Origin of the sequence: Microbulbifer agarilyticus S89, from assembly GCF_000220505.1 — a bacterium.
Classification (GTDB): Bacteria; Pseudomonadota; Gammaproteobacteria; order Pseudomonadales; family Cellvibrionaceae; genus Microbulbifer; species Microbulbifer agarilyticus_B.
In genome coordinates this window covers 70,797-91,737 of sequence record NZ_AFPJ01000030.1, presented here as the reverse complement: position 1 = coordinate 91,737, position 20,941 = coordinate 70,797, and the positions used below count along the sequence as shown (strand labels likewise).

Genomic DNA, 20,941 nt, shown 5'->3' with positions numbered 1-20,941 from the left:
TGAAAGTATTCATTTCAAAATCGGTCACAAGACATGGTTGAAGAAAAGTTTTTTGCAGATAGAGAGCGCCTGACATTGGCGCTTGCCAATGAGTGTGCAGCGGCGCTGCATGAAGGCATTAAAGCGAATGGTCAGGCGACCTTCCTGGTGAGTGGCGGTAGCTCGCCCGAGCCGGTCTACCGCGAACTGTCCCGTCGCCCACTGCCGTGGGAGCAGGTCAATGTCGCGCTGGTGGATGAGCGCTGGGTCGAAAAAGATGAAGCGGGCAGCAACCTGGCTTTTATCTCAAATACCTTGCTGCAGAACGAAGCCGCCAAGGCCCCGTGCCTGGGCATGAAAAATGCCGCGGCCACGCCTGCGGAGGGCGAGGCAGATTGTGAACGCACCTTCCAAGAGTTGCCGCGTCCTTTTGACGTGTGTGTGCTGGGGATGGGGAATGATGGGCACACCGCCTCTTTCTTTCCCTATGCGCAGGGCCTGGAAGAGGCGCTCGACCCGCAAAGCGACAAGCTGTGTAAAGCCATCACGGCCAAGCAAAGCGCAGTCACGGGGGTGCACACCGAGCGGATGACACTGACCCTTGCGGCAATTCTGCAGGCAAAGGAAATCAAGCTGCTGATTTCGGGGGAAGAGAAGCTGAAAGTATATCGCCAGGCACTGCTGGGCGATGACGTGCTGGAAATGCCAGTGCGCAGCATTCTCAAGCAGGGATCGAAACCGGTCACTGTGTACTGGGCACCTTAATGTAGCGGGCCTCTGGCCATTTAAATAACAACGAATTAGGCGAGTTTTAGGAATTGACCATGCAAGAGACTCTTGTACCCGTACTGGAACAGGCTGGCGTAGTGCCGGTAATCGTGATCGACAAGGTGAGCGATGCACTGCCGCTTGCTCAGGCGCTTGTAGAGGGCGGCTTGAACGTGCTGGAAGTTACTCTGCGTACGGAAGCGGCACTGGCGGCGGTAGAAGAAATCGCCAAGCATCTGCCGGATGCCCACGTGGGAACCGGCACCGTATTGAATGCAGGGGACATTCGTCGCTCCGTGGACGCTGGCGCGACCTTTATGGTGAGCCCGGGTGCCACTGAGTCTTTACTGGATGCCGCTGCCGATGTCCCCGTGCCTATGTTGCCGGGCGCCGCTAATCCTTCAGACGTGATGCGCTTGCTGGAGCGTGGCTATGGCTACCAGAAATTCTTCCCGGCGGAAGCGGCCGGTGGTGTGCCGATGTTGAAGTCCATCGGTGGCCCGTTGGGCCAGGTTAAGTTTTGCCCCACCGGCGGCATTGGGCCAAAGAATGCAATGGACTACCTGAACCTGTCCAACGTCGTTTGTGTTGGTGGCTCCTGGATGGCAGCCCCGAAACTGGTAGCTGAAAAGAACTGGGCCGAGATCACGCGTCTCGCGAAAGAGGCCTCCCAGTTAAAAGGCTGATTTAGCCTGAGCGGACTTGAGAAGTCCTGCATTGAGGTAAAGCGCTGGGGGGGATTTGCACTCAGCGTCGCGATAGAAAATTCATAAACTTTACAAGACAAAGGGTGTAGCGATATGAAACTCAGAATTGCTATTAACGGATACGGACGTATTGGCCGTAATGTCACTCGTGCAATTTACGAGTCTGGCTATAACGACCGTGTTCAACTGGTCGCGATTAACGACCTGGCACCGGTGGAAGCCAACGCCCACCTGACGCGTTTCGATACCGTGCATGGCCGCTTTAATACCGAAGTTGTCGTTGATGGTGAGAACCTGGTTATTGGTGGTGATACGGTAAAAGTTTGCCAGGAGCGTGATCCTGCTGCCTTACCATGGGCAGAGCTGGAAGTGGATCTGGTACTCGAGTGTACCGGCCTGTTCACCGACAAAGCCGCCGCCTCCAAGCACATGGAAGCGGGCGCAAAAGCGGTGTTGATCTCGGCTCCTTCCAAGGACGCGGACCTGACCGTGGTGTACGGCGTAAACGACGACAAGTTGACCGCGGAGCACAAAGTTGTGTCCAACGCTTCCTGTACCACCAATTGCCTGGCACCTGTTGCCAAGGTACTGAACGAAGCGATTGGTATTGAGCGTGGCTTTATGACCACCGTACATGCCTACACCAACGACCAGAATACCCAGGACGCGGTGCACAAAGATATCTATCGTGCACGCGCCGCTGCAGACAACATGATTCCGACCAAGACTGGCGCGGCCGCCGCGGTAGGTCTGGTGCTGCCGGAACTACAGGGCAAACTGGATGGTATGGCAGTGCGTGTACCGGTGAACAATGTGTCCCTGGTCGACTGCCAGTTTATTGCTAGCCGCGAAACGACCGCAGACGAAATCAACGCGATTCTGCAGGATGCTGCCGGCACCATGAAAGGTGGTGTGCTGTCTTACTGCGATAAGCCGCTGGTTTCAGTGGATTTTAACCACACTGCAGCTTCCAGCCACTTCGACGCCAACCATACCCGTGTGAACGGAAATCTGGTGAAGGTGATGTCCTGGTATGACAACGAGTGGGGTTTCTCTCACCGTATGCTCGACACCAGCCTGGCCATGGCCAAAGCGCAAGGTCTGTAATAACAGCCTGATAACGTTTCGTTATCCAGCCCGGGTGCGTGCAAGACTCGCCCGGGCTTATTTTGACCCTGCTAGCGGTTATTTAGCAGGGTGCGCAGTCAACGGCGACTGCGACTTCAATGAATTGGTCTCACTTCACACTCAAACACAAAAATCACCACTATGATTCGCCATACAAAAATTGTTGCCACACTCGGCCCGGGCACTGACAAGCCGCGCGTAATTGACGAGATTATCCGCGCTGGAGTCAACGTCGTGCGCCTGAACTTTTCCCACGGTAGTGCCGATGACCATCGCAAGCGTGTGGAAGAGGTGCGTCGCGCCGCTGCAGAGCAAAACAAACTGGTTGCCGTACTGGGCGACTTGCAGGGCCCCAAGATTCGAATTGCGCGTTTTGCGGAAGGCAGCATCTTTCTTGAAAACAACGCGGAATTTACGCTGGACGCCGACTGCCCGAAAGAGGGTGGCAACCAGCAGCGCGTTGGCGTGGACTACCCCTCACTGATCGCAGACTGTAAGCCCGGTAATATCCTGTTGCTGGATGACGGCAAGATCCGCCTGGAAGTGACCGGTGGCACCAATAGCAAGCTTTTCTGTCGAGTGCTGCAGGGCGGTAAATTGTCCAATAACAAGGGCATCAACCTGCTTGGTGGTGGTCTGTCCGCACCAGCCCTTACCGAAAAAGACTACGGTGATATCAAGCTCGCCGCTGAGTTGGATGTGGATTTCCTCGCTGTGAGCTTCCCGCGGAGTGGCGAAGACCTGGAGATTGCCCGCAAGGCGATGCGTGAAGCGGGTAGCAATGCCGCGATCGTCGCCAAGGTGGAACGTGCCGAAGCGGTCAACAATGACGAGCAGATGGACGGTATCATCCTGGCATCGGATGTGATCATGGTGGCCCGTGGTGACCTGGGTGTGGAGATTGGTGATGCGGCCCTGGTTGGTGTGCAGAAGAAACTGATCAACCGCGCCAACGAACTGAATCGCGGCGTCATTACCGCGACTCAAATGATGGAGTCCATGATTACCAATCCGACCCCGACCCGCGCCGAGGTAATGGATGTGGCCAATGCGGTTCTGGACGGCACCGACGCGGTAATGCTGTCTGCGGAAACCGCAGCAGGCGACTTCCCGGTAGCGGCCGTCGAATCCATGGCGGAAGTGGTTGTGGGCGCGGAGCAGTATCTGGGTACTACCTCCAGGCCAGCTGCAGATCGCTCTTCCTCCGAGACTATCGATACCGTGATTGCGCAGGCGGCAATTGAGTCTGCGGCGCGGGTTGAGAACCTGTGTGCAGTTGCGGCGCTGACCGAGTCCGGTCGTACACCGCGGATTATGTCGCGTGCCACCAGCCAGCTGCCAATCTTTGCCATGACCCGTCACTCGCGTGTTGCCCGTCAGCTGGTACTGCTACGTGGTGTCGAGCCGATCGAGTTTGACCCAGCTTCGGTGCCGCTCGGCCATCTGACCGACGCGATCGTTGAGGTGCTGAGCTCGCGGATCGATCTGGAAAAAGGCCAGCGTATCCTGATTACCCAGGGCGAGCGCCTGAACATGGGCGGCGGAACCAGCTCTATGCGCATTAAGGAAATCGAGTAGAGTTGAGATCACGCTGATGTTTGGAAACCCCGGCCTTGCCGGGGTTTTTTGTATGTAGGTTTTTGCCTGCAGTTGTATGAATTTTGTACTGTTCTGGGCCGGAGCTTGAGTAAATGGCTCTTTGATCTGTACCAAGTGGCAGATTGGGAGTACAGAAATACAGCAATTACCCAGATTTTTTCCCTTCAGGGCAGTAGCTTTTTCTTCACAGAGTGTGTATTGTCGATCGTGAGAATGACAGCGCTATCACAGCTATCAAATGACAGCGCTATCATTTGGCGGTACAAGGTGAATAAAAAATTTCTAACCAAACCTTTATATAAATAAAAAAGGAAGGGGAAATCGATGCTTAAGCGCAATAAACTCGCTATCTCTATCAGTGCGGCTGTACTCAGCGGAGGCCTGATGGCTCCTCTGGCAGTAGCTCAGCAAACTGAAGCTCTCGAAGAAGTAACTGTTACGGGTATTCGTGCATCTTTGCAGGATGCTCTGAGCACCAAACGCGATGCTAATGCCATCGTTGATGCTATCTCTGCGGAAGATGTCGGTAAGTTCCCCGACAAAAACGTCGCAGAATCTCTGTCTCGTGTACCAGGTCTGGCGGTAAGTCGCGAGTTTGGTGAAGGCGAAAAAATCAGCATTCGTGGTGCGGGCCCCGACCTGAACCGCACCCTGCTCAACGGTCAAACAGTTGCTACCGCAGACTGGTTCATTCTAGATGATCCCGCTCGTAGCTTTAACTACACGCTGTTGCCTTCTACCCTGATTGGCGGAGTGGAAGTATATAAATCTCCGGTAGCTTCCATCGATGAAGGTTCTATCGGTGGTACCGTTATTGTTAAGACTCGCCGTCCGCTGGATCTTGAGGCAAACACCATCAATCTTGCGGTCGAGAGTCAGTACTCCGACAAGTCCGGCGAAAATGATCCGCAGCTGGCTGCACAGTACTCTTGGAAGAATGATTCTGAAACCTTTGGTGTTTTGGTATCTGCTGTGAAGCAAGACCGCACCATGCAGCGTGAAGGCCTAGAGGTACTCGGCTGGAACGAGTCTGACGCAGATGACTACAGCGTACCTAGCCATATTGGTATCGCTAAGTTCGAACAGGCGCGTGAGCGTGAAACCTTCTTCCTGTCCGCGCAAGCCGCTCCGACTGAAGAGCTGACCTTCACCTTTAATGCGCTGTCCTCTGAAATGGACGCGGATAACCAGAACCAGAACTTCCTGTTGCTGCCGAACAACACGCGCGACGCGATCATCGCCAACAGTGGAATTGCCGGTGGCAACGTTACTTCTTCCGCGGTAACTGACAACACTGGTGCAATTTTCCTGGATTTCATTAACCGCGTATCCAGCACCAAGACTGAATCCTACGACTTGTCCGTGGACTACGAAACTGACGCATTCTCCCTTACTGGTGTTATCGGTAAGACAGAAGCGTCTGGTGGTACTTACCGTGAGACCTCTTGGGAATACGTGACCGGTACCGCTAACTACACTTACGACCTGAACAGCCGTGAAGTAAATACTTCTCCAGAAACCACCGATGCGGCCGCCTTTGGTGCTGGTTGGATTTGGGGTGGTGAGCGTCCGACTACCGACGAAGAGTCCTACGCACAGCTGGATCTCGATATTCCGGTCGAGCTGTCCGTATTTACCAACATCAAAACTGGTCTGAAGTTCCGCGACGCAGAGCGTGCGCAAGAGCGTACCGTGTATAGCTGGCATGGTCCTAATACTCTGGACGATGCGAGTCTTGCACCGGGCTGGCCTGTATACCTGCAGTACATCTTCGATACATGCCCGACTCTGGCAGATTGTGGTCTGAATGCGAATGGCACTGTTAACGTTGATGCTCCTGCTTCCGGCAGCCTGCTGAGTCAAATTGAGCAGAACCGTGCTGCAATGGAAGAAATGGCATTTGTTGGTCTGAACGGTGTGCCTGCTGATTACGCTCGCTCTCTGGAGCTGGCTCAGAACTGGGCGGTTGGCGAAGAAATTACTGCATTCTATGTTCAGGGTGATTTCGAAGGTGAAAGCTTCCGCGGTAACGTCGGTCTGCGCTACGTTGATACCAAGCAGGCTTCTGGCGGTTACCAGTGGCTGGACGGTGCCTCTCCTTCCTGGGGCTTCTACACTGTTGATCGCGACTGGCTGGCACCAGCTGAGCTGGACTGGGTAGTTGTGGATAACAACTACAGCGAGGTACTTCCTAGCGCTAACTTCATCTACGAATTGGACGATGAGACTCAGCTGAAACTGGGTGCTGCCCGTGTAATGGCGCGTCGTAACCAGAGCACACTGTCTCCTTTCGAGACCTACGGCTCCTTGAACCAGGCTAACCCGACTGGTCAGAAGGGCAACCCGATGTTGCCGCCGATGCTGGCAAACCAGTTTGACGCATCTTATGAGTGGTACTACCAGGACGCTTCCTTGCTGGCCGCTACCTTCTTCTACAAGGATATTGACAGCTACATTTACGGTGAAGAAACCGTTGATGCACGTTACAACGAGCAGACCGATGAGATGGTTGATGTAACCTTTACTCAGCAAATTGCTGGTGAAGGTGGTACTACCACTGGTTTGGAAGTGAGCTGGCAGCACGACTTCGATGGCTTTGGTGTTCAGGCGAACTATACCTACACCGATGCCAAGTCTGACCAGAAGCGTGAGGCGGACAAAGTAGGCTCTGGTCTTGTTGAAGGTGCATCCGAGCACATGTACAACCTGACCGGTTACTATGAAAACGACTGGGTGGGTGCTCGCCTGATGTATAACTACCGTACCGAGTGGTACAAAGGTCTCCACTTCAACGGTGATGAGCTTTGGAACGATTCTTACGGTCAGTGGGACGCCAGCATCTCTGCTGCTGTTACCGACAACATTGATCTTGTTTTCGAAGCGGTGAACCTGACTGACGAAGAGTTGGTTGAGTTCAATACCGATAGTGGACGTATTATGTCTGCTTACGAAAACGGTCGCCGTTTTGTTTTGGGCGCTCGTATGAGCTTCTAAGGCATAGTGGCTGAGAAAACCGGGTCTTTGACCCGGTTTTTTTTTGCCTTTGGAAAGGTGTATGGACGCAGGATTGTCTGAGGGTTATCTTGAACTATGGATGACTCGGGGTGTCTGGCGTGTTTCGCGATAGGAGGCAACGTTGAAAGCAGGCAGCGTGAACAAAGTTGTGATTCTGGGTGGGGGAACTGCGGGATGGATGACTGCCGCGTTATTGAAGCGGGCGCTTCCTGAAAACATCTCTATCACTTTGGTCGAGTCGGATCAGATCGGCACTGTTGGCGTGGGTGAAGCGACGATCCCCCCGATACAGCAGTTGAACCAAGTGCTTGGTATCAATGAGCAGGATTTCTTGCGGGAAACTCAAGGCACTGCAAAGCTCGGGATAATGTTTGAGGGCTGGCGAGTTCAGGGTGAGGGCTATATGCATGCCTTTGGTCCTGTCGGTAAAAATTTCCCATTTTGCGATTTTCATCATTACTGGTCTCGCGCGCGAGTCGAGGGTGATACCAGTGACTATTGGGATTATTCTTTGAACTATCAAGCCGCGATTGCCGGCAAGTTTTCACCACTGAAAAGAGTCGCAGCCACTAATCTTCCTGGTGTTTCCTATGCATATCACTTCGATGCAGGACTGTATGCAAAGTTGCTACGACGTCGTGCTGAAGCCAACGGTGTGCAGCGGGTTGAGGGTAAAGTCGGAGTGGTGCGTAAAGCCGAGCGTAGTGATTTCCTAGATAGTTTACGGCTAGAAGATGGGCGCGAGATCCAAGGCGATCTCTTTGTTGACTGTTCGGGCTTTGCAGGAGTATTGATAGAAAAGGCATTGGGAGTTAAGTATTCAAGTTGGAGTAAATGGCTTCCATGTGATCGCGCGATAGCCGTCCCTAGTAAAGGTATCGCTCCAATCCCTCCGTATACCCGCTCAATTGCACATGACGTGGGGTGGCAATGGCAGATTCCGCTGCAGCATCGAACTGGTAATGGCTTGGTGTTTTCCAGTGCTTATTGGGATGATGCTCAGGCCCTCTCATCATTAACTGAAAACCTTCCTGGTGAGCAATTGGCTGAGCCGCGAATTATCTCGTTTGAAACAGGGTGTCGAGAAAAACAGTGGCACGGCAATGTAGTGAGTATTGGCCTTTCAAGTGGTTTTCTCGAACCGTTGGAGTCTACTTCAATCCATCTGATTCAAACGGGTGTGACCCGGCTGATTAATTTCTTTCCGCATCAAAAGATATGCGAGGAAGAAGTAGCAGAATTTAATCGGTTGAGCCGTCTCGAACTTGAAGCTGTGCGCGACTTTATTATTTTGCATTACAAGCTTAACGAGCGCGTTGATAGCAAATTTTGGCGTGACTGTGCGGCCATGGATGTGCCAGAGTCACTACATAAAAAGGTCGAGTTGTTCCGGGTGTCGGGGAAAATGGTGAGCGAGCCTGGCAGTTTGTTTTCTGAAACTGCCTGGTTGCAGGTGCTGATTGGTCAAGGGGTGTATCCGGGAGATTATCACCCTGCAGCGGGTAACATGACGAGTAAACAATTGCGGGCATTCATGCAGGGAATGAAGTCTTTGATTTTTAGCTCTGTAGAATCGATGCCGCCACACGAGCGCTTTTTACTTTGAGTTTTATCGTACATGTCTCCCTTGGCCTGGAGGTTTGAATTGGATACCGATTTGTTTGAGAACATGAAGAAAATTCCATCCGTAAAGATGGTCGATAGGCGAAGGTTTCAGGATGAGGTCGTTGCCGGGCATACCCCGGTTATCTTTCGTGGAGGAGTCGCTGACTGGGAATTGGTTAAGCTGGCAAAGCAGTCGGATGAACTATTGATTAAATATCTCAACAAGAGAGTGATACCAGGCCCAGTGAAAATCGTGGAGGGGTCGAAGGAGTCCAAGGGCTATTTTTTCTACGATGATGCGATGTCTGGGTTTAATTTCAGACGCATCCAGACCACATTTTTTGATTTTTCAGATAAGTTATTGAGAACCAAAAGGCAGGAGGATGCCCCGGTCCTATCTCTGCAAAGCGCTTACGTCGACGAGTATTTTTCAGGCGTTCACGAAGAGAACACGCTTGAATTGATGGGGGATACTGTTCGCCCTAGGATCTGGATCGGTGGTAAGTCGATCGTTGCGACCCATTACGATGACGCTGAGAATTTGGCGTGTTGTGTCGCCGGAAGACGCCGCTTTGTGCTGTTTCCACCTGAGCAAGTGGGGAACTTGTATATTGGTCCGATTGATAATACACCCGCAGGTGCCCCGGTGAGTATGGTGTCGTTGGCAAACCCTGATTTCGATAGGTTTCCTAAGTTTGAGCAGGCGCTGAGGCATGCCTGGGTAGCAGAGCTGGGGCCGGGCGACGTTATTTATATCCCTGCTCTTTGGTGGCATCACGTAGAGTCACTTGAGGCTGTAAATGTGCTGGTCAATTATTGGCAGGGGGGTGCGATCGGCGGTGAAGTTGGCCCCAGCGCCCTGGATGCGATGCTGTTTGGCATGATTGCCCTAAAAAGTCGATCTGGGCCTGTGAAAGAAGCCTGGAAGGCGTTGTTTGACCACTACGTGTTTGAGCAGAATGGCGATGTAGGCGAGCATATCCCCAATGCAAGCAAGGGGCTTCTCGGTGATATTGACGAGGAGCAAGTCAAAACTGTTAAGGCTTGGCTTATCAAGCAGCTCTCGGAGTCCAGTTGAGTAACGGTCGGTTTTAGATTCTCACTAACGCCGGGCTGGTTATTATCGGAAAAATGGCTTCATAGGCATATAAATGCTGGAATCTTTAGGCTTCCTGAGGTAACTTTTCGCTTCCCTTTTCAAGTATAAAAAATATACTAAGCGGGTTTTTTTAGAATAACTTCAATTTGAATAAGGTGTTGTATGGCCACTGTAGAAGCCCCAAAAATCGTACCACTGCGCAGTGACGTTCACGGTAAGCTGAAAGTCCGTGAGTTGGGGACCTTTGAGCACGTGAAAGAAGCTCACATGGTGCCGGTAACTGCCCATGAATTTTCCCGCCTGGGTGCCGAATACCCGATCGTATTCGTGAAGAATTCCGATACCGAACAATTCCAGTCTGTTGCACTGCTGAGCCTGAAAGTAGGCGAAAACCTGTTTGTTGACGGCGAAAACTGGAAAGGCGTTTTCGTTCCGGGCGCTGTGCGCAACCATCCTTTCGTTTTGGCGCCTGCCGGCGAAGACAAAGAGAAGCTGATGGTTGGCCTGGTTGAGAACAGCCCGGTAGTTGGTGAAGAAGAGGGTAATGCCCTGTTCGAGGAGTCTGGTGAAGAATCCGAGTACCTGAAAGCCAAGAAAGAGTCCCTGGTGGGCTACCTGGAAAGCGATCAGATGACTAAGGCGTTCGTTGCCATTCTGGCCGAGAAGGACCTGCTGACCACTCAGAACGTTGCGGTTAACGCGGGTGGTGAGAAGATCAACCTGACCGGTATTTACATGATCGACGAGAAGAAACTGAACGAGCTGAGCGAAGAAGACTTTGCAGACTTCCGCAAGCGTGGCTTCCTGCCGCCGCTGTACGCGCAGCTGGGCTCTATGCACCAGTTCTCCCGTCTGGCGAAGATGCAGGCTGGCGCCTAAGCTGGTTTGCGCTGGGCGGTGTTGCCGCCCGGCCTGCTAGAGCCCCGGTTTTGGGGCTCTACACATTCCTTTCTTTATGATGTTCTTCAAGCGCTATTTCCCCTGGCTCGTATTTCTTGGGTTGTTTTATGCCCTGTGGGGGCTTGTGGTGCTGTCTCAAAATTTCTGGCCTCTCGTCACCGAGCACTGGCCCATGGCTCTCTCGATGGCCGTTGGTAGCTATGCTGCCGGTTCTACCCCCATGGGGGGCGGTACGGTGGGATTTCCGGTGCTGGTGCTGCTGTTTGATATGCCCGCGAGTCTCGGGCGAGATTTCAGTTTTGCGGTGCAGTCCATCGGCATGGTCAGCGCCAGTATCTATATATTTTGTCGTCGGCAGGCACTTGCCTGGGCGATGTTGCGTGGTGCCTTGCTTGGCAGTCTGATCGCCACGCCGCTCGGCATATTGTTTTTTGCGCCACTGGTGCCGGATCTGTGGGTAAAGCTGACCTTTGCGGTGATCTGGGGAAGCTTTGGTCTTCTGCATCTCTACCGCCTGCGCGAGATTACCGCCCATGACCATCATGGCGATCCCCGCTGTCCCAAGGACTTCCGCATCGGCGTGCTACTTGGTGCCACATCCGGATTTGTCGCGGTGTCGGTAACCGGTGTTGGTATTGATATGGTGGTGTATGCGGCGCTGGTGTTGCTGTCTCGCGTGGACCTGAAGGTGGCCATTCCCACTTCTGTGGTCATCATGGCGTTTTCTTCTGTGGTCGGTGTGGCGGTAAAGAGCGTTGCCGGCGACTGGCAGCCGGGGGTGCTGGGCAATTGGCTCGCTGCAGCCCCTGTGGTGGCCCTTGGCGCGCCGCTGGGAGTGTTTGTGGTGGGCTTGATAGGTCGCACGCCCACGCTGCTGGTAGTGGCGCTGCTGTGTGTGGTGCAGTTTGTTTGGACCTGCGTGTCCGAATGGGGCTCTTTGGGCACATCTGGGGTGGCGTTGGCGCTCCTCGGCATGGTTGCGTGCCTGGCCGGCTTCGAGGCGCTCAGGTCCCTCGGGCTGCGCAGGGAGCAGTTGCGCAAGCGCGATGTTGCCGCTTCTTCCGAGGCTGAGGGTGTTGTGGCTGCAAGTTGATAGAGGTGAACCTGGCGGGTCCGGATGAGCAGCGGGCAGGGCTGAGGGTCGGCTAGGTGGGCGGCAAATAAAAAAGGCGATTCCCGAGGGAATCGCCTTTTTTACAAATATGGCTGGGGTGGAAGGGTTCGAACCTTCGCATGACGGGATCAAAACCCGCTGCCTTACCGCTTGGCTACACCCCAGTGGTGCTTTCGTGATGCTGGAACCACGAGAAGAAAATGGTAGCAAGGGGGAGACTTGAACTCCCGACCTCAGCATTATGAGTGCTGCGCTCTAACCAGCTGAGCTACCTTGCCACAAACAATCTCGGCTAACCGAGGGCGCGCATTATCGGGCGACCTAGGGGGGCTGTCAACACCTTTTTAGTAAATTAATCAGTAGCTTAGCGCGCAATGCGCTTTTGCCGCAGATTCTCTGGGGTGGATCAGCGGCCACGGCCAATGGCGGCCAGTAGCGAGCCCAGCACGACGGTTATCGCGCCAACCCAGCTGATCCAGTTCATTGGCTCCATGTCGATGTATCCCGGCCATATTGCGCCAATAACCGCGCTCAGCCCGAGCGTCATCAGCGGTACCAGGGCCAGGGTTGCGCTGACTCTGGAGGCCTCCCACACCTCCATGGCCTTGGCGAAGGCGCCATAGGCGATGAGGGTGTTGGCGGTGAGGAACAGCAGCAGCCCCCAGCCTAGCCAGTCCAGCTGCAGGGCTGCACCCGGGTGGGAGACCGGCAGGAAGCACAGGGTCCCAGCTACGTAGATCAGCATCAGGAGGTTCTGCGGACGTGACTGCGCGACGATCTTTTTCTGGAACAGCCCATACACCGCCCAGGTAATTGCCGCGATCACCACCAGTCCCACGCCAATCAGGTATTCACGATCCTCGCCGGCCCAGAGCTCACCCAGGCGCTGGTTGAAGAACATGAGCAGGCCACTGCAGACCAGCACGACCCCCAGCCACTGGCGCGGCGAGAAGCGCTCGCCGAGCCAGAATACGCTGAATATCACCAGGAGTAGTGGCGCCAGCTGAATCAGCACCTGGAGTGCGCCCGGCGTAATGTAATTGAGGCCGGTGGCATAGGCGATATAGTTGGCCAGCAGGCCGCCCACCGCCAGCACTGTATAAGGCAGCAGCTTGCCGCTAAACAGGGTTTTTAGTTCTAGCTCCTGGCGCCATCCATACCAGACCCCGGCAAACAGCGCGGCGCCGAAAAACCGGTACCAGGTGACCGTGGTGGAATCCATGTCCTCGATCAGCCCCTTCATGGCGATGGGTAATAGGCCCCAGAGGAAGGCGGTGGTGAGGGCGAGTGGAAGGCCAACTCTCCAGTTGGATTGGTGCATGGCAACCTTCGGTGTTGGTTATGCTGCGGCTATTGCCGTCGGGGCTGCGGGTGGCGGGTAATCCCGACAGGCGCTCGCGCTTGGTCGCTCAGCGCCCGCCGGAAATCGGCTAGTGGGATTAGCCGGAGAGACGGGAATTAAACGTTGAAGCGGAAGTGAACGACGTCGCCGTCGGCAACGATATATTCCTTGCCCTCAAGACGCCACTTGCCCGCTTCCTTGGCACCGGCTTCACCGTTGTTATCCACGAAATCGGTGTAGCTGACGACTTCCGCGCGGATAAAGCCCTTTTCGAAGTCGGTATGGATCTTGCCGGCGGCTTGCGGTGCGGTTGCACCGAGTGGAATAGTCCAGGCGCGCACTTCTTTTACTCCAGCGGTGAAGTAGGTGTGTAGGCCCAGCAGTTCGTAACCGGCGCGGATTACGCGGTTCAGGCCGGGCTCTTCCATGCCCAGTTCTTCCAGGAATTCCAGCTTTTCATCGTCGTCGAGTTCGGCGATCTCGGATTCCAGCTTGTTGCAGATGGGTACCAGAACTGCGTTTTCTTCCTCGGCGATTTTCGCAACAGCATCCAGATGTGCGTTACCTTCAAACCCGTCTTCATCCACGTTGGCGATGTACATGGTGGGCTTAACGGTCAGCAGGCTCAGCTCGCGCAGGTCTGCCAGTTCGTCTTCGCTGAGGCCGAAGGAACGCAGCGGCTTGGCTTCATCCAGGTGCGGCTGGATCTTTTCCAGCAGCGCTTTCATTTTGATTGCGTGCTTGTCCTGACCTTTGGCGGCGCGGGTGTAGCGCTGCAGCGCTTTTTCCACGGTATCCAGGTCGGCCAGCGCCAGTTCGGTGTTGATCACCTCGATGTCAGCCACCGGATTTACCTGATTGGCTACGTGGATAACATTGTCGTTGTCGAAGCAGCGCACCACGTGGGCGATGGCGTCGGTCTCACGAATGTTGGCGAGGAACTTGTTACCCAGGCCTTCACCCTTGGAGGCGCCAGCCACGAGGCCTGCGATATCGGTGAATTCCATGGTGGTGGGAATCAGCTTCTGCGGCTTAACGATTTCCGCCAGCTTGTCCAGGCGCGTGTCCGGTACCGGCACGATACCCGCGTTGGGTTCGATGGTGCAGAAGGGGAAGTTCTCTGCGTCGATGCCCGCTTTGGTCAGGGCATTGAACAGGGTGGATTTGCCCACATTGGGCAGGCCGACGATGCCGCAAGTAAAACCCATGGTCTGAATCCTGTTGGTATGGCTGGTACGTCTGCGCGTGCCGCCTTTCGTTGAATACGTTTCGCAGCACGGGGCTGCTACTTGGAGTTGGTGTGCAGTGTTTTCATGGCCCCGTTCCAGTCGCCAGTGGCGGCGGTGGGCAGTACGTCCACCGCGCGATCGATGGCTTCCGCCAGCTGGTCCTGCTCGGTGCGGGGCGCGCGCTGCAACACGTACTTGGCCACATCGCGGGCGTTACCCGGGTGGTCAATGCCGAGGCGCAGGCGCATGAATTCACGGTTGTTTCCCAGTGCCGCGATGATATCGCGCAAGCCATTGTGGCCTCCGTGGCCGCCACCTTTTTTCAGGCGCGCGGTACCGCAGGGCAGGTCCAGCTCGTCATGAGCGACCAGAATAGCTTCGGCGGGAATCTTGAAGAAGTTCGCCAGTGGGCCCACTGCTTGGCCACTGCGATTCATATAGGTGGTGGGAATCAGCAGGCGGATATCCTGCCCGCCGATCCGCACACGGCCGGAGTGGCCGTGATACTTGCTGTCTGGCGCGAGCTGGGTACCGTGAATACGGGCCAGCTCGGAGACAAAGTCGGCTCCGGCGTTGTGTCGCGTCCGGTCGTATTCCGGGCCTGGGTTACCCAGGCCAACAATCAACTGGATGGGCGTGTCCGGAGCCTTGCTCAAGGTGCTTATCCTGAGAAGAAGTCGACTTGGAGAGTCGGCTTATTCTTCGCCGGACTCTTCGCCTTCTGCAGCTTCAGCGTCGGCTTCAACAGCGCCACGCGGCTTGTGTACAGAGGCAACAACCAGGTCGTGGGATTCACCGTGGGCCAGATCCACAGACTCAACGCCCGCCGGCAGTTTGATGTCGGAAATGTGGATAGTGCCGTCCAGTTCCAGGTCCGCCAGGTCAACTTCGATGAACTCAGGCAGCTTGGAAGCCGGTGCAGTAATGTCCAGCTCGTTCAGGGTGTGGGATACGATACCGCCGGCCTTAACGCCTTTGCTGCTTTCTTCGTTCAGGAAGTGCAGCGGTACTTTTACGTGTACTTTGGTGTTGGCAGATACGCGCTGGAAGTCAGCGTGCAGCAGGATCGCTTTGGCCGGGTGACGTTGCAGGTCACGCAGGATCACGGTTTCGTCTTTGCCTTCAACACTCAGGGTGATTACGGAAGAGTAGAAGGATTCGCTTTCCAGAGCCTTGAACAGGTCTTTCTGCAGCAGAGAAACGGACTGCGGCTCAGCTTTGCCACCGTAGATGATGGCCGGCACTTTTGCTTCCAGGCGACGCAGGCGGCGGCTCGCACCTTTCCCTTCGTCGGAGCGGAGGCTGGCATTCAGTTTGAAATCAGACATGGGGTAAACCTCAGGTTGTCTGTCCAGAAGGGACCTGCGACCGGAACCTTCTGGCGTTGCTATAAGTCAGGCGAAATCTATTGACACGCCCAATAGTAAACGCCCGGCAGTGCCGGGCGGGCGCGTATTCTAAGTGTAAGCGCCGGTGAATGCCAGCGCTTATGGAGAGAAGATCGCGGGGGGTCGGGGCGACTCTTAATAGGTGCTTGAGCGGGAAGCCCTTAAGAGTGGAGGCCTTAAGATCTAAACATCGCCGACAGCGATTCTTCGTTGCTGATGCGGCGCATGGATTCGGCCAGCATGGCAGACAGGGTGAGCTGGCGGATCTTGGGGGCCTGTTCCATTTTGTCACCCAGCGGGATGGAGTCGGTGACTACCAGTTCATCCATTACCGAGTTGTTCAGGTTGTCGATGGCCTTGCCGGAAAGTACCGGGTGGGTACAGTAGGCAACAACCTTCTTGGCGCCATGATCTTTCAGGGCCTTGGCCGCGTTACACAGGGTGCCAGCGGTATCGACCATGTCGTCCACCAGCAGGCAGGTACGGCCGCTGACTTCACCGATGATGTTCATCACTTCCGCCACATTGGCTGCCGGGCGACGTTTGTCGATGATCGCCAGCTCGCAGTCGAGGCTCTTGGCTACCGCACGCGCGCGTACTACGCCACCGATATCCGGGGAAACAACCACCAGGTCTTCATACTTCTGGCGCTCGATATCGTCGAGCAGCACGGAGGAGCCGTACACGTTATCCACCGGTACGTCGAAGAAGCCCTGAATCTGCTCTGCGTGCAGGTCAACGGTCAGAACGCGGTCGATGCCCACGCTCACCATCATGTCGGCAACAACCTTGGCGGAAATCGGTACACGCTGGGAGCGAACGCGACGATCCTGACGGGCGTAACCGAAGTAGGGGACTACCGCGGTAATCCGGCCGGCGGAGGCGCGGCGCAGTGCGTCAACCAGCAGGATCAGTTCCATGATGTTGCGGTTGGTCGGCTGGCAGGTGGACTGAACAACGAATACGTCGCGACCGCGCACGTTATCGGTGATCTCCACGGCAATCTCACCATCGGAGAAGCGCTTAACCACGGCTTCCCCCAGTGGTATCGCCATATGCTCAACAATCTTTTGTGCCAGTTCCGGGTTTGCGTTGCCGGTGAAGACCATTAAGTCAGCCACTGCGAGTACCTTTTTCGTCGGGATAGAAGATAGTAGTAAAAATTAGGTGGAATGCGGAGCGGGAACTGCTTGCAGGGTGTTGTATTGCCGATTCATTGGGCGACCGTTGTGCAAGTGTTGTGGCGTGGCTGCCAATTTTTCCGGCTGCGCCGGAGGCTCCGTCTGTACCCCAAGGTGGTAGGGATACCTATAAATAAGGAAATGGCTGGGGTGGAAGGATTCGAACCTTCGCATGACGGGATCAAAACCCGCTGCCTTACCGCTTGGCTACACCCCAGCAATGTTGCAGTTAGTCAATTTAGACAGTTGCTGCAAAATTCGCGAGTTGCCGGTGTGTGAGTGATTCATCAGCACCTTTGGCAACAAAACCTTCCCACCCATCCGGCCGTGCTGCTAGCACTTCCCGGGCAGCGGTTTCCGACTCAAATCCGGCAAAAACACAAGCGCCGGTTCCGGTCAAAAATGCGTCTGCATATTGCGCAAGCCACTCTCTAGCTTCACGCACCTCTGGGTAGAGGTCTTCAACGAGCGGCTGAAAATCGTTACCGGCATATTGGTTTAGCCAGTCGCTGTTCAGCTGCCTGTCGCGAAGGGCCGCTAATGTAATTGCGGCGGAATCTCTTGTCAAACGTGGATTGGAAAAAAGCGCTGCGGTGCTGACATGGCAGGCGGGTTTGAGTATCAGGTACCAGCGCGGCTCGATGGATACGGCGGTGAGTTTTTCGCCAACGCCTTCGGCAAACGCGGAAGTACCGCGCACGAAGACGGGAACGTCTGCGCCCAGTTGCCGCCCCAGCTCCGCCAGCGCGTCGAGGTTGAGTTCGCACTGCCACAATTGATTCAGTGCGAGCAGGGTAGTGGCGGCATCGCTACTGCCCCCGCCGATACCACCGCCAGCGGGCAGTACCTTGTCGACCGATATCTTCACCCCAGCGTTTTGCGAACGGTTGTTCTTTCGCAAGGCTGCCTCTCGAATTAACCGGGCGGCGCGCACAATCAGATTTTGCTCCGGCGGAACGTCGACGCCGGGGCAGTGGAGATGAATTTGCCCGTCATGAGTGGGGGTAAAGCTCAGGGTGTCACCCACATCCAGCAATTGGAATACCGTCTGCAGTTCGTGATAACCGTCTTCGCGGCGCCCCAGGATGCGCAGCATCAAATTCAGCTTTGCGGGTGCGGTGAGAGTCAGAGTGACAGGAGGCGTATTCATTGCGCTAGAGGGGATGTAGAAACCGGCGGCCAGTTTACCAGCCGCCGGTTTTTTTAGCAGGGCCTCAAAGGCCGGTACCGGCGATTACTTCGGAATCCACTCCTTGACCACAACGGTAACGCTCACCGGGCCGGCGGGGTTCGAGCTCGCCGCTTTGATACGGCTTGGCAACTTGTACGGGCCTACTACCTGGTAATCGCTGAAGTTCAACTGCCAGCCAGCCTGCTGCAGGCTTTGCAGTAACCCTTCGGCATTCTTTCGCTGGCCACTCACCGCGCCGGGCGCGGCCAGGCCGCGCACCCAGTAAAACATTTCCGAGACCGGCAGCGGCCAGCCCATAATCTGCTCGGTGAGTTGCGCCGGGTTGGATGCAAAAACGGCGGGGTCGCTGCCTTTCTGCAGGCTGACACCATTCGGTGCGCCGGTGATGGTGGTGGAGCCGGCACCGAGAGGGCCGCTCAGGTGAATGCGATAGTTGGCGTTGGCCTGCTGCCAAACCAGGTTGGCGCTGCCGTTTTCCCTCGGTGAGCGCACGCCCAGTTTCCCTTTCACTTCCCAGCGCTGAAGCGCCGCCGCCGACTGCTGCTGCGCGGTGTGGGAGGGGGGGTGTTGTGGTTGCGGTTTCTGCGCGCTACACGCGGCCAGAGTAAACAGTAAAGCTGCGCCCAAAATTCTCAGGGCACAGCGCGTGGTTGCTTGATAAGAGGTGAAAGAGAGAACGTCAGCTTTCCGTAACATGCTGTTCCAGTCTTTGTTGATCCTGTAGCCGCTGCATGGCTTCCGGGATAAGTTTACTTTCCGGGTTTTGCTGCAATCCCTGCTCCCAAACCTGCATAGCCTGTTGTCGCTCACCCAGTGCCCACAGGGCCTCTCCCAGGTGTGCAGCAATTTCGTGGTCTTGCAGCAGGCTCAATGCTTTGCGTAAGTAGGTGACCGCTTCGCTGTAATTGCCAAGGCGATAGTGTGCCCAGCCCATACTGTCGATGATCGCGGGATCATCGGGGCTCAGTTCAATGGCCTTGGCGATGAGCTCCATGGCTTCCTCCACGCGCTCGTCGTAAGAAAGCAGTTTGTAACCCAACGTATTTAGCAGGTTCGCATTATCCGGGTCGCGGGACAATAGCTTGCGTAAACCCTGTTCAAAGTTTTCCACATCGCCTATTTGCTCGCTGGCCATGGCATAGGCATAGATCAGCCGATTGCTGTCCTCGTTTACTTTTATCGCGTCAGCCAGCAGGCTCTGCGCTTCTTCCAAGTAGCCATTTTTTGTCAGCAGGTCGGTCTGCATTAGATAAAACTGTTCCTGCTGGTTGGGGTGGCGCTGGCGTAGTTCGGAGAACCATTTGTGCACCTCTTCGGTTTCTCCGAGCTTGCCGAGCAAACTTGTACCGCGGGTGATGGCCTGCACATAGTCGCTACCCGGGCGTACCAGACGGTAGTGGATAACTGCCTGCTGTGGATTATTTGTTTGCTCGGCGATTCCGCCCAGATAAAAGTGCGCGATGGATTCGTGATCTTCCTGCTTGAGCAGTTGGTTGAGTAGCGGTATGGCCTTATCGAACTGCTTGGTTTCGTAGTGGATAAGTGCCAGAGACAGGATGAGGTTGCCGTCATTGGGGCGCTGTTTCACCAGCTCGGCAAACTGTTGCTGCGCCATATCCAGGTCCTGCCGAATCAGTAGCCGGGCGTATTGCAGACGCAGCCGGCTCTCCTTGGGATACAGCTCTACCAGGTTTTCCAGCAGGCGCCGGGCCTCGTTCTCACGGCCCATGTCGATGAGCGCGTGGGACTCCAGCAGGGGTGCATCCAGGTTGGATGGGTCGCGCTCCTGTACCTGGCGGGTGATCTTGAGTGCCTCCTGGGGGCGCTTGTTTGCGCGCAGCAACATGGCGTAGGCCAGAGCGACTTCCGAGTTTCTCGGGTGCTTTAGGTGGAGGCGCTCAAATTCGGGCAGCACTTTTGCCGCGAGTTCTTCATTGTCTACCGCCGTGGCGGCCACCGATTGCAGGGGGGCATTGCCGCCCAGTGCCAGCGCGAGCTCCGCGTGGTGCAGGGCCTCATCCAATTTGCCGGCGAGGGTGAGTTCGGCGGTGACTGCCAACTGTGCGTCGGCGCTGTTCGGTGCCAGTTTTACCCACAACTGCGCCGAGCGCAGCGCGGCACGACGGGCATTGAGATAGCGGGCTATGCGAGTGGCGCGGGCAGCAATGCCTGCATCTTTGGTGCGCTCGGCCTGAAAGTAGTAGTTGGCCAGGGCCAAATCGTATTGCTCTCTATTGCCCGCAACCTCGGCGACCAGCAGTGTGTAGAGCGTTTCGATGGGGAAGGGTTTGGCCTTCGCCTCTGCCGTGGCAGGAGCTGTGTCTGGTTGGTCGGGTGCGTCGGCTGTTGCCGGGGGCTCTGCGGGCTCTGTAGTTTCGGGCGCACGGTCGTCCTTGTTGCCCGGCGCGCGCGTCTGGTTGTCGGCCTCACTGACGGCTTCCGCCTCCCACTGGTCACGCCAATCGCCCTGATCTCCGTTGGCGACCTCTGGTTGCTGTGCGCAGGCACAGAGAATGGCAAGCGAGGAGACCATGGCGGTCCTGCGCACCCCGCGCATGTGGGGCCTGAAGTTTGCCGGGTGGCCGTGCGCCAGCGCGGTTTTCAGGGCCTTGTGGGGTTGGCGGCAGGCGAGCAAAAAGGGAAGGAGCAGCTGCATAGAAACGTGTCCGTACGTTCGCGCCTCATCAATTGCGTG

General features: G+C 55.7%; 17 protein-coding genes and 3 tRNA genes. 9 read left to right on the top strand and 11 right to left on the bottom strand.

The genetic code is table 11. The annotated features are described in order from the left end of the window. The first annotated feature begins 33 nt into the window (after positions 1–33). From pgl to AS89_RS0109125, 9 genes are all read left to right on the top strand, one after another. Positions 34–744 carry a 6-phosphogluconolactonase gene (pgl, locus tag AS89_RS0109165; protein ID WP_010132251.1) on the top strand — a complete coding sequence of 237 codons (711 nt, stop codon included), beginning with the start codon at positions 34–36 and terminating at the stop codon, positions 742–744. A 59-nt stretch (positions 745–803) separates the two neighbouring features. Next, positions 804–1,433: a bifunctional 4-hydroxy-2-oxoglutarate aldolase/2-dehydro-3-deoxy-phosphogluconate aldolase gene (locus AS89_RS0109160; protein WP_010132250.1), complete on the top strand. Its 630-nt coding sequence runs from the start codon at positions 804–806 to the stop codon at positions 1,431–1,433. Between the two features lie 114 nt (positions 1,434–1,547). Beyond that, positions 1,548–2,561 carry a type I glyceraldehyde-3-phosphate dehydrogenase gene (gap, locus tag AS89_RS0109155; protein WP_010132249.1) on the top strand — a complete coding sequence of 338 codons (1,014 nt, stop codon included), beginning with the start codon at positions 1,548–1,550 and terminating at the stop codon, positions 2,559–2,561. 162 nt (positions 2,562–2,723) lie between these two features. Beyond that, entirely contained in the window at positions 2,724–4,160 is a 1,437-nt protein-coding gene (gene pyk / locus AS89_RS0109150) for a pyruvate kinase (protein WP_010132247.1), read from the top strand. Positions 4,161–4,505: 345 nt separating this feature from the next. Then, a complete protein-coding gene (locus AS89_RS0109145) occupies positions 4,506–7,175 on the top strand; it encodes a TonB-dependent receptor (protein ID WP_010132246.1) in 2,670 nt (889 codons plus the stop codon). 142 nt (positions 7,176–7,317) lie between these two features. After that, positions 7,318–8,802 (top strand): tryptophan halogenase family protein, encoded by a 1,485-nt coding sequence (locus AS89_RS0109140; protein WP_029249910.1) that lies wholly within the window; start codon positions 7,318–7,320, stop codon positions 8,800–8,802. A gap of 39 nt (positions 8,803–8,841) precedes the next feature. Beyond that, positions 8,842–9,879, top strand: coding sequence for a cupin-like domain-containing protein (locus tag AS89_RS0109135; protein WP_237709660.1), 1,038 nt, complete (start codon positions 8,842–8,844; stop codon positions 9,877–9,879). Between the two features lie 183 nt (positions 9,880–10,062). Next, positions 10,063–10,779 (top strand): SapC family protein, encoded by a 717-nt coding sequence (locus tag AS89_RS0109130; RefSeq protein WP_010132243.1) that lies wholly within the window; start codon positions 10,063–10,065, stop codon positions 10,777–10,779. Between the two features lie 76 nt (positions 10,780–10,855). Next, positions 10,856–11,893, top strand: coding sequence for a sulfite exporter TauE/SafE family protein (locus tag AS89_RS0109125; protein ID WP_010132242.1), 1,038 nt, complete (start codon positions 10,856–10,858; stop codon positions 11,891–11,893). A gap of 110 nt (positions 11,894–12,003) precedes the next feature. Here the strand turns inward: AS89_RS0109125 and AS89_RS0109120 are convergent. From AS89_RS0109120 to AS89_RS0109070, 11 genes are all read right to left on the bottom strand, one after another. After that, a tRNA-Gln gene (locus tag AS89_RS0109120) sits at positions 12,004–12,078 on the bottom strand. Between the two features lie 37 nt (positions 12,079–12,115). Then, positions 12,116–12,192 (bottom strand) — tRNA-Met (locus AS89_RS0109115). A 128-nt stretch (positions 12,193–12,320) separates the two neighbouring features. Beyond that, positions 12,321–13,235, bottom strand: coding sequence for a DMT family transporter (locus tag AS89_RS0109110; RefSeq protein WP_010132241.1), 915 nt, complete (start codon positions 13,233–13,235; stop codon positions 12,321–12,323). A 137-nt stretch (positions 13,236–13,372) separates the two neighbouring features. Next, positions 13,373–14,464, bottom strand: a complete 1,092-nt coding sequence (gene ychF / locus AS89_RS0109105; RefSeq protein WP_010132239.1) for a redox-regulated ATPase YchF — start codon at positions 14,462–14,464, stop codon at positions 13,373–13,375. Positions 14,465–14,541: 77 nt separating this feature from the next. After that, a complete protein-coding gene (gene pth / locus AS89_RS0109100; RefSeq protein WP_010132238.1) occupies positions 14,542–15,141 on the bottom strand; it encodes an aminoacyl-tRNA hydrolase in 600 nt (199 codons plus the stop codon). 39 nt (positions 15,142–15,180) lie between these two features. Continuing rightward, the gene (locus AS89_RS0109095) at positions 15,181–15,813 is read right to left on the bottom strand and encodes a 50S ribosomal protein L25/general stress protein Ctc (protein ID WP_010132237.1); all 633 of its coding nucleotides are present in this window, start codon (positions 15,811–15,813) and stop codon (positions 15,181–15,183) included. Between the two features lie 236 nt (positions 15,814–16,049). Beyond that, positions 16,050–16,982 (bottom strand): ribose-phosphate pyrophosphokinase, encoded by a 933-nt coding sequence (locus AS89_RS0109090; RefSeq protein ID WP_033230230.1) that lies wholly within the window; start codon positions 16,980–16,982, stop codon positions 16,050–16,052. A gap of 214 nt (positions 16,983–17,196) precedes the next feature. Continuing rightward, a tRNA-Gln gene (locus tag AS89_RS0109085) sits at positions 17,197–17,271 on the bottom strand. Between the two features lie 21 nt (positions 17,272–17,292). Beyond that, a complete protein-coding gene (ispE, locus tag AS89_RS0109080; protein ID WP_029249909.1) occupies positions 17,293–18,204 on the bottom strand; it encodes a 4-(cytidine 5'-diphospho)-2-C-methyl-D-erythritol kinase in 912 nt (303 codons plus the stop codon). Positions 18,205–18,288: 84 nt separating this feature from the next. Further along, positions 18,289–18,942, bottom strand: a complete 654-nt coding sequence (gene lolB, locus AS89_RS0109075) for a lipoprotein insertase outer membrane protein LolB (RefSeq protein ID WP_081475710.1) — start codon at positions 18,940–18,942, stop codon at positions 18,289–18,291. Continuing rightward, positions 18,926–20,902 carry a tetratricopeptide repeat protein gene (locus AS89_RS0109070; protein ID WP_010132233.1) on the bottom strand — a complete coding sequence of 659 codons (1,977 nt, stop codon included), beginning with the start codon at positions 20,900–20,902 and terminating at the stop codon, positions 18,926–18,928. The genes lolB and AS89_RS0109070 overlap by 17 nt, the downstream gene beginning before the upstream one ends. Positions 20,903–20,941 lie beyond the last annotated feature (39 nt).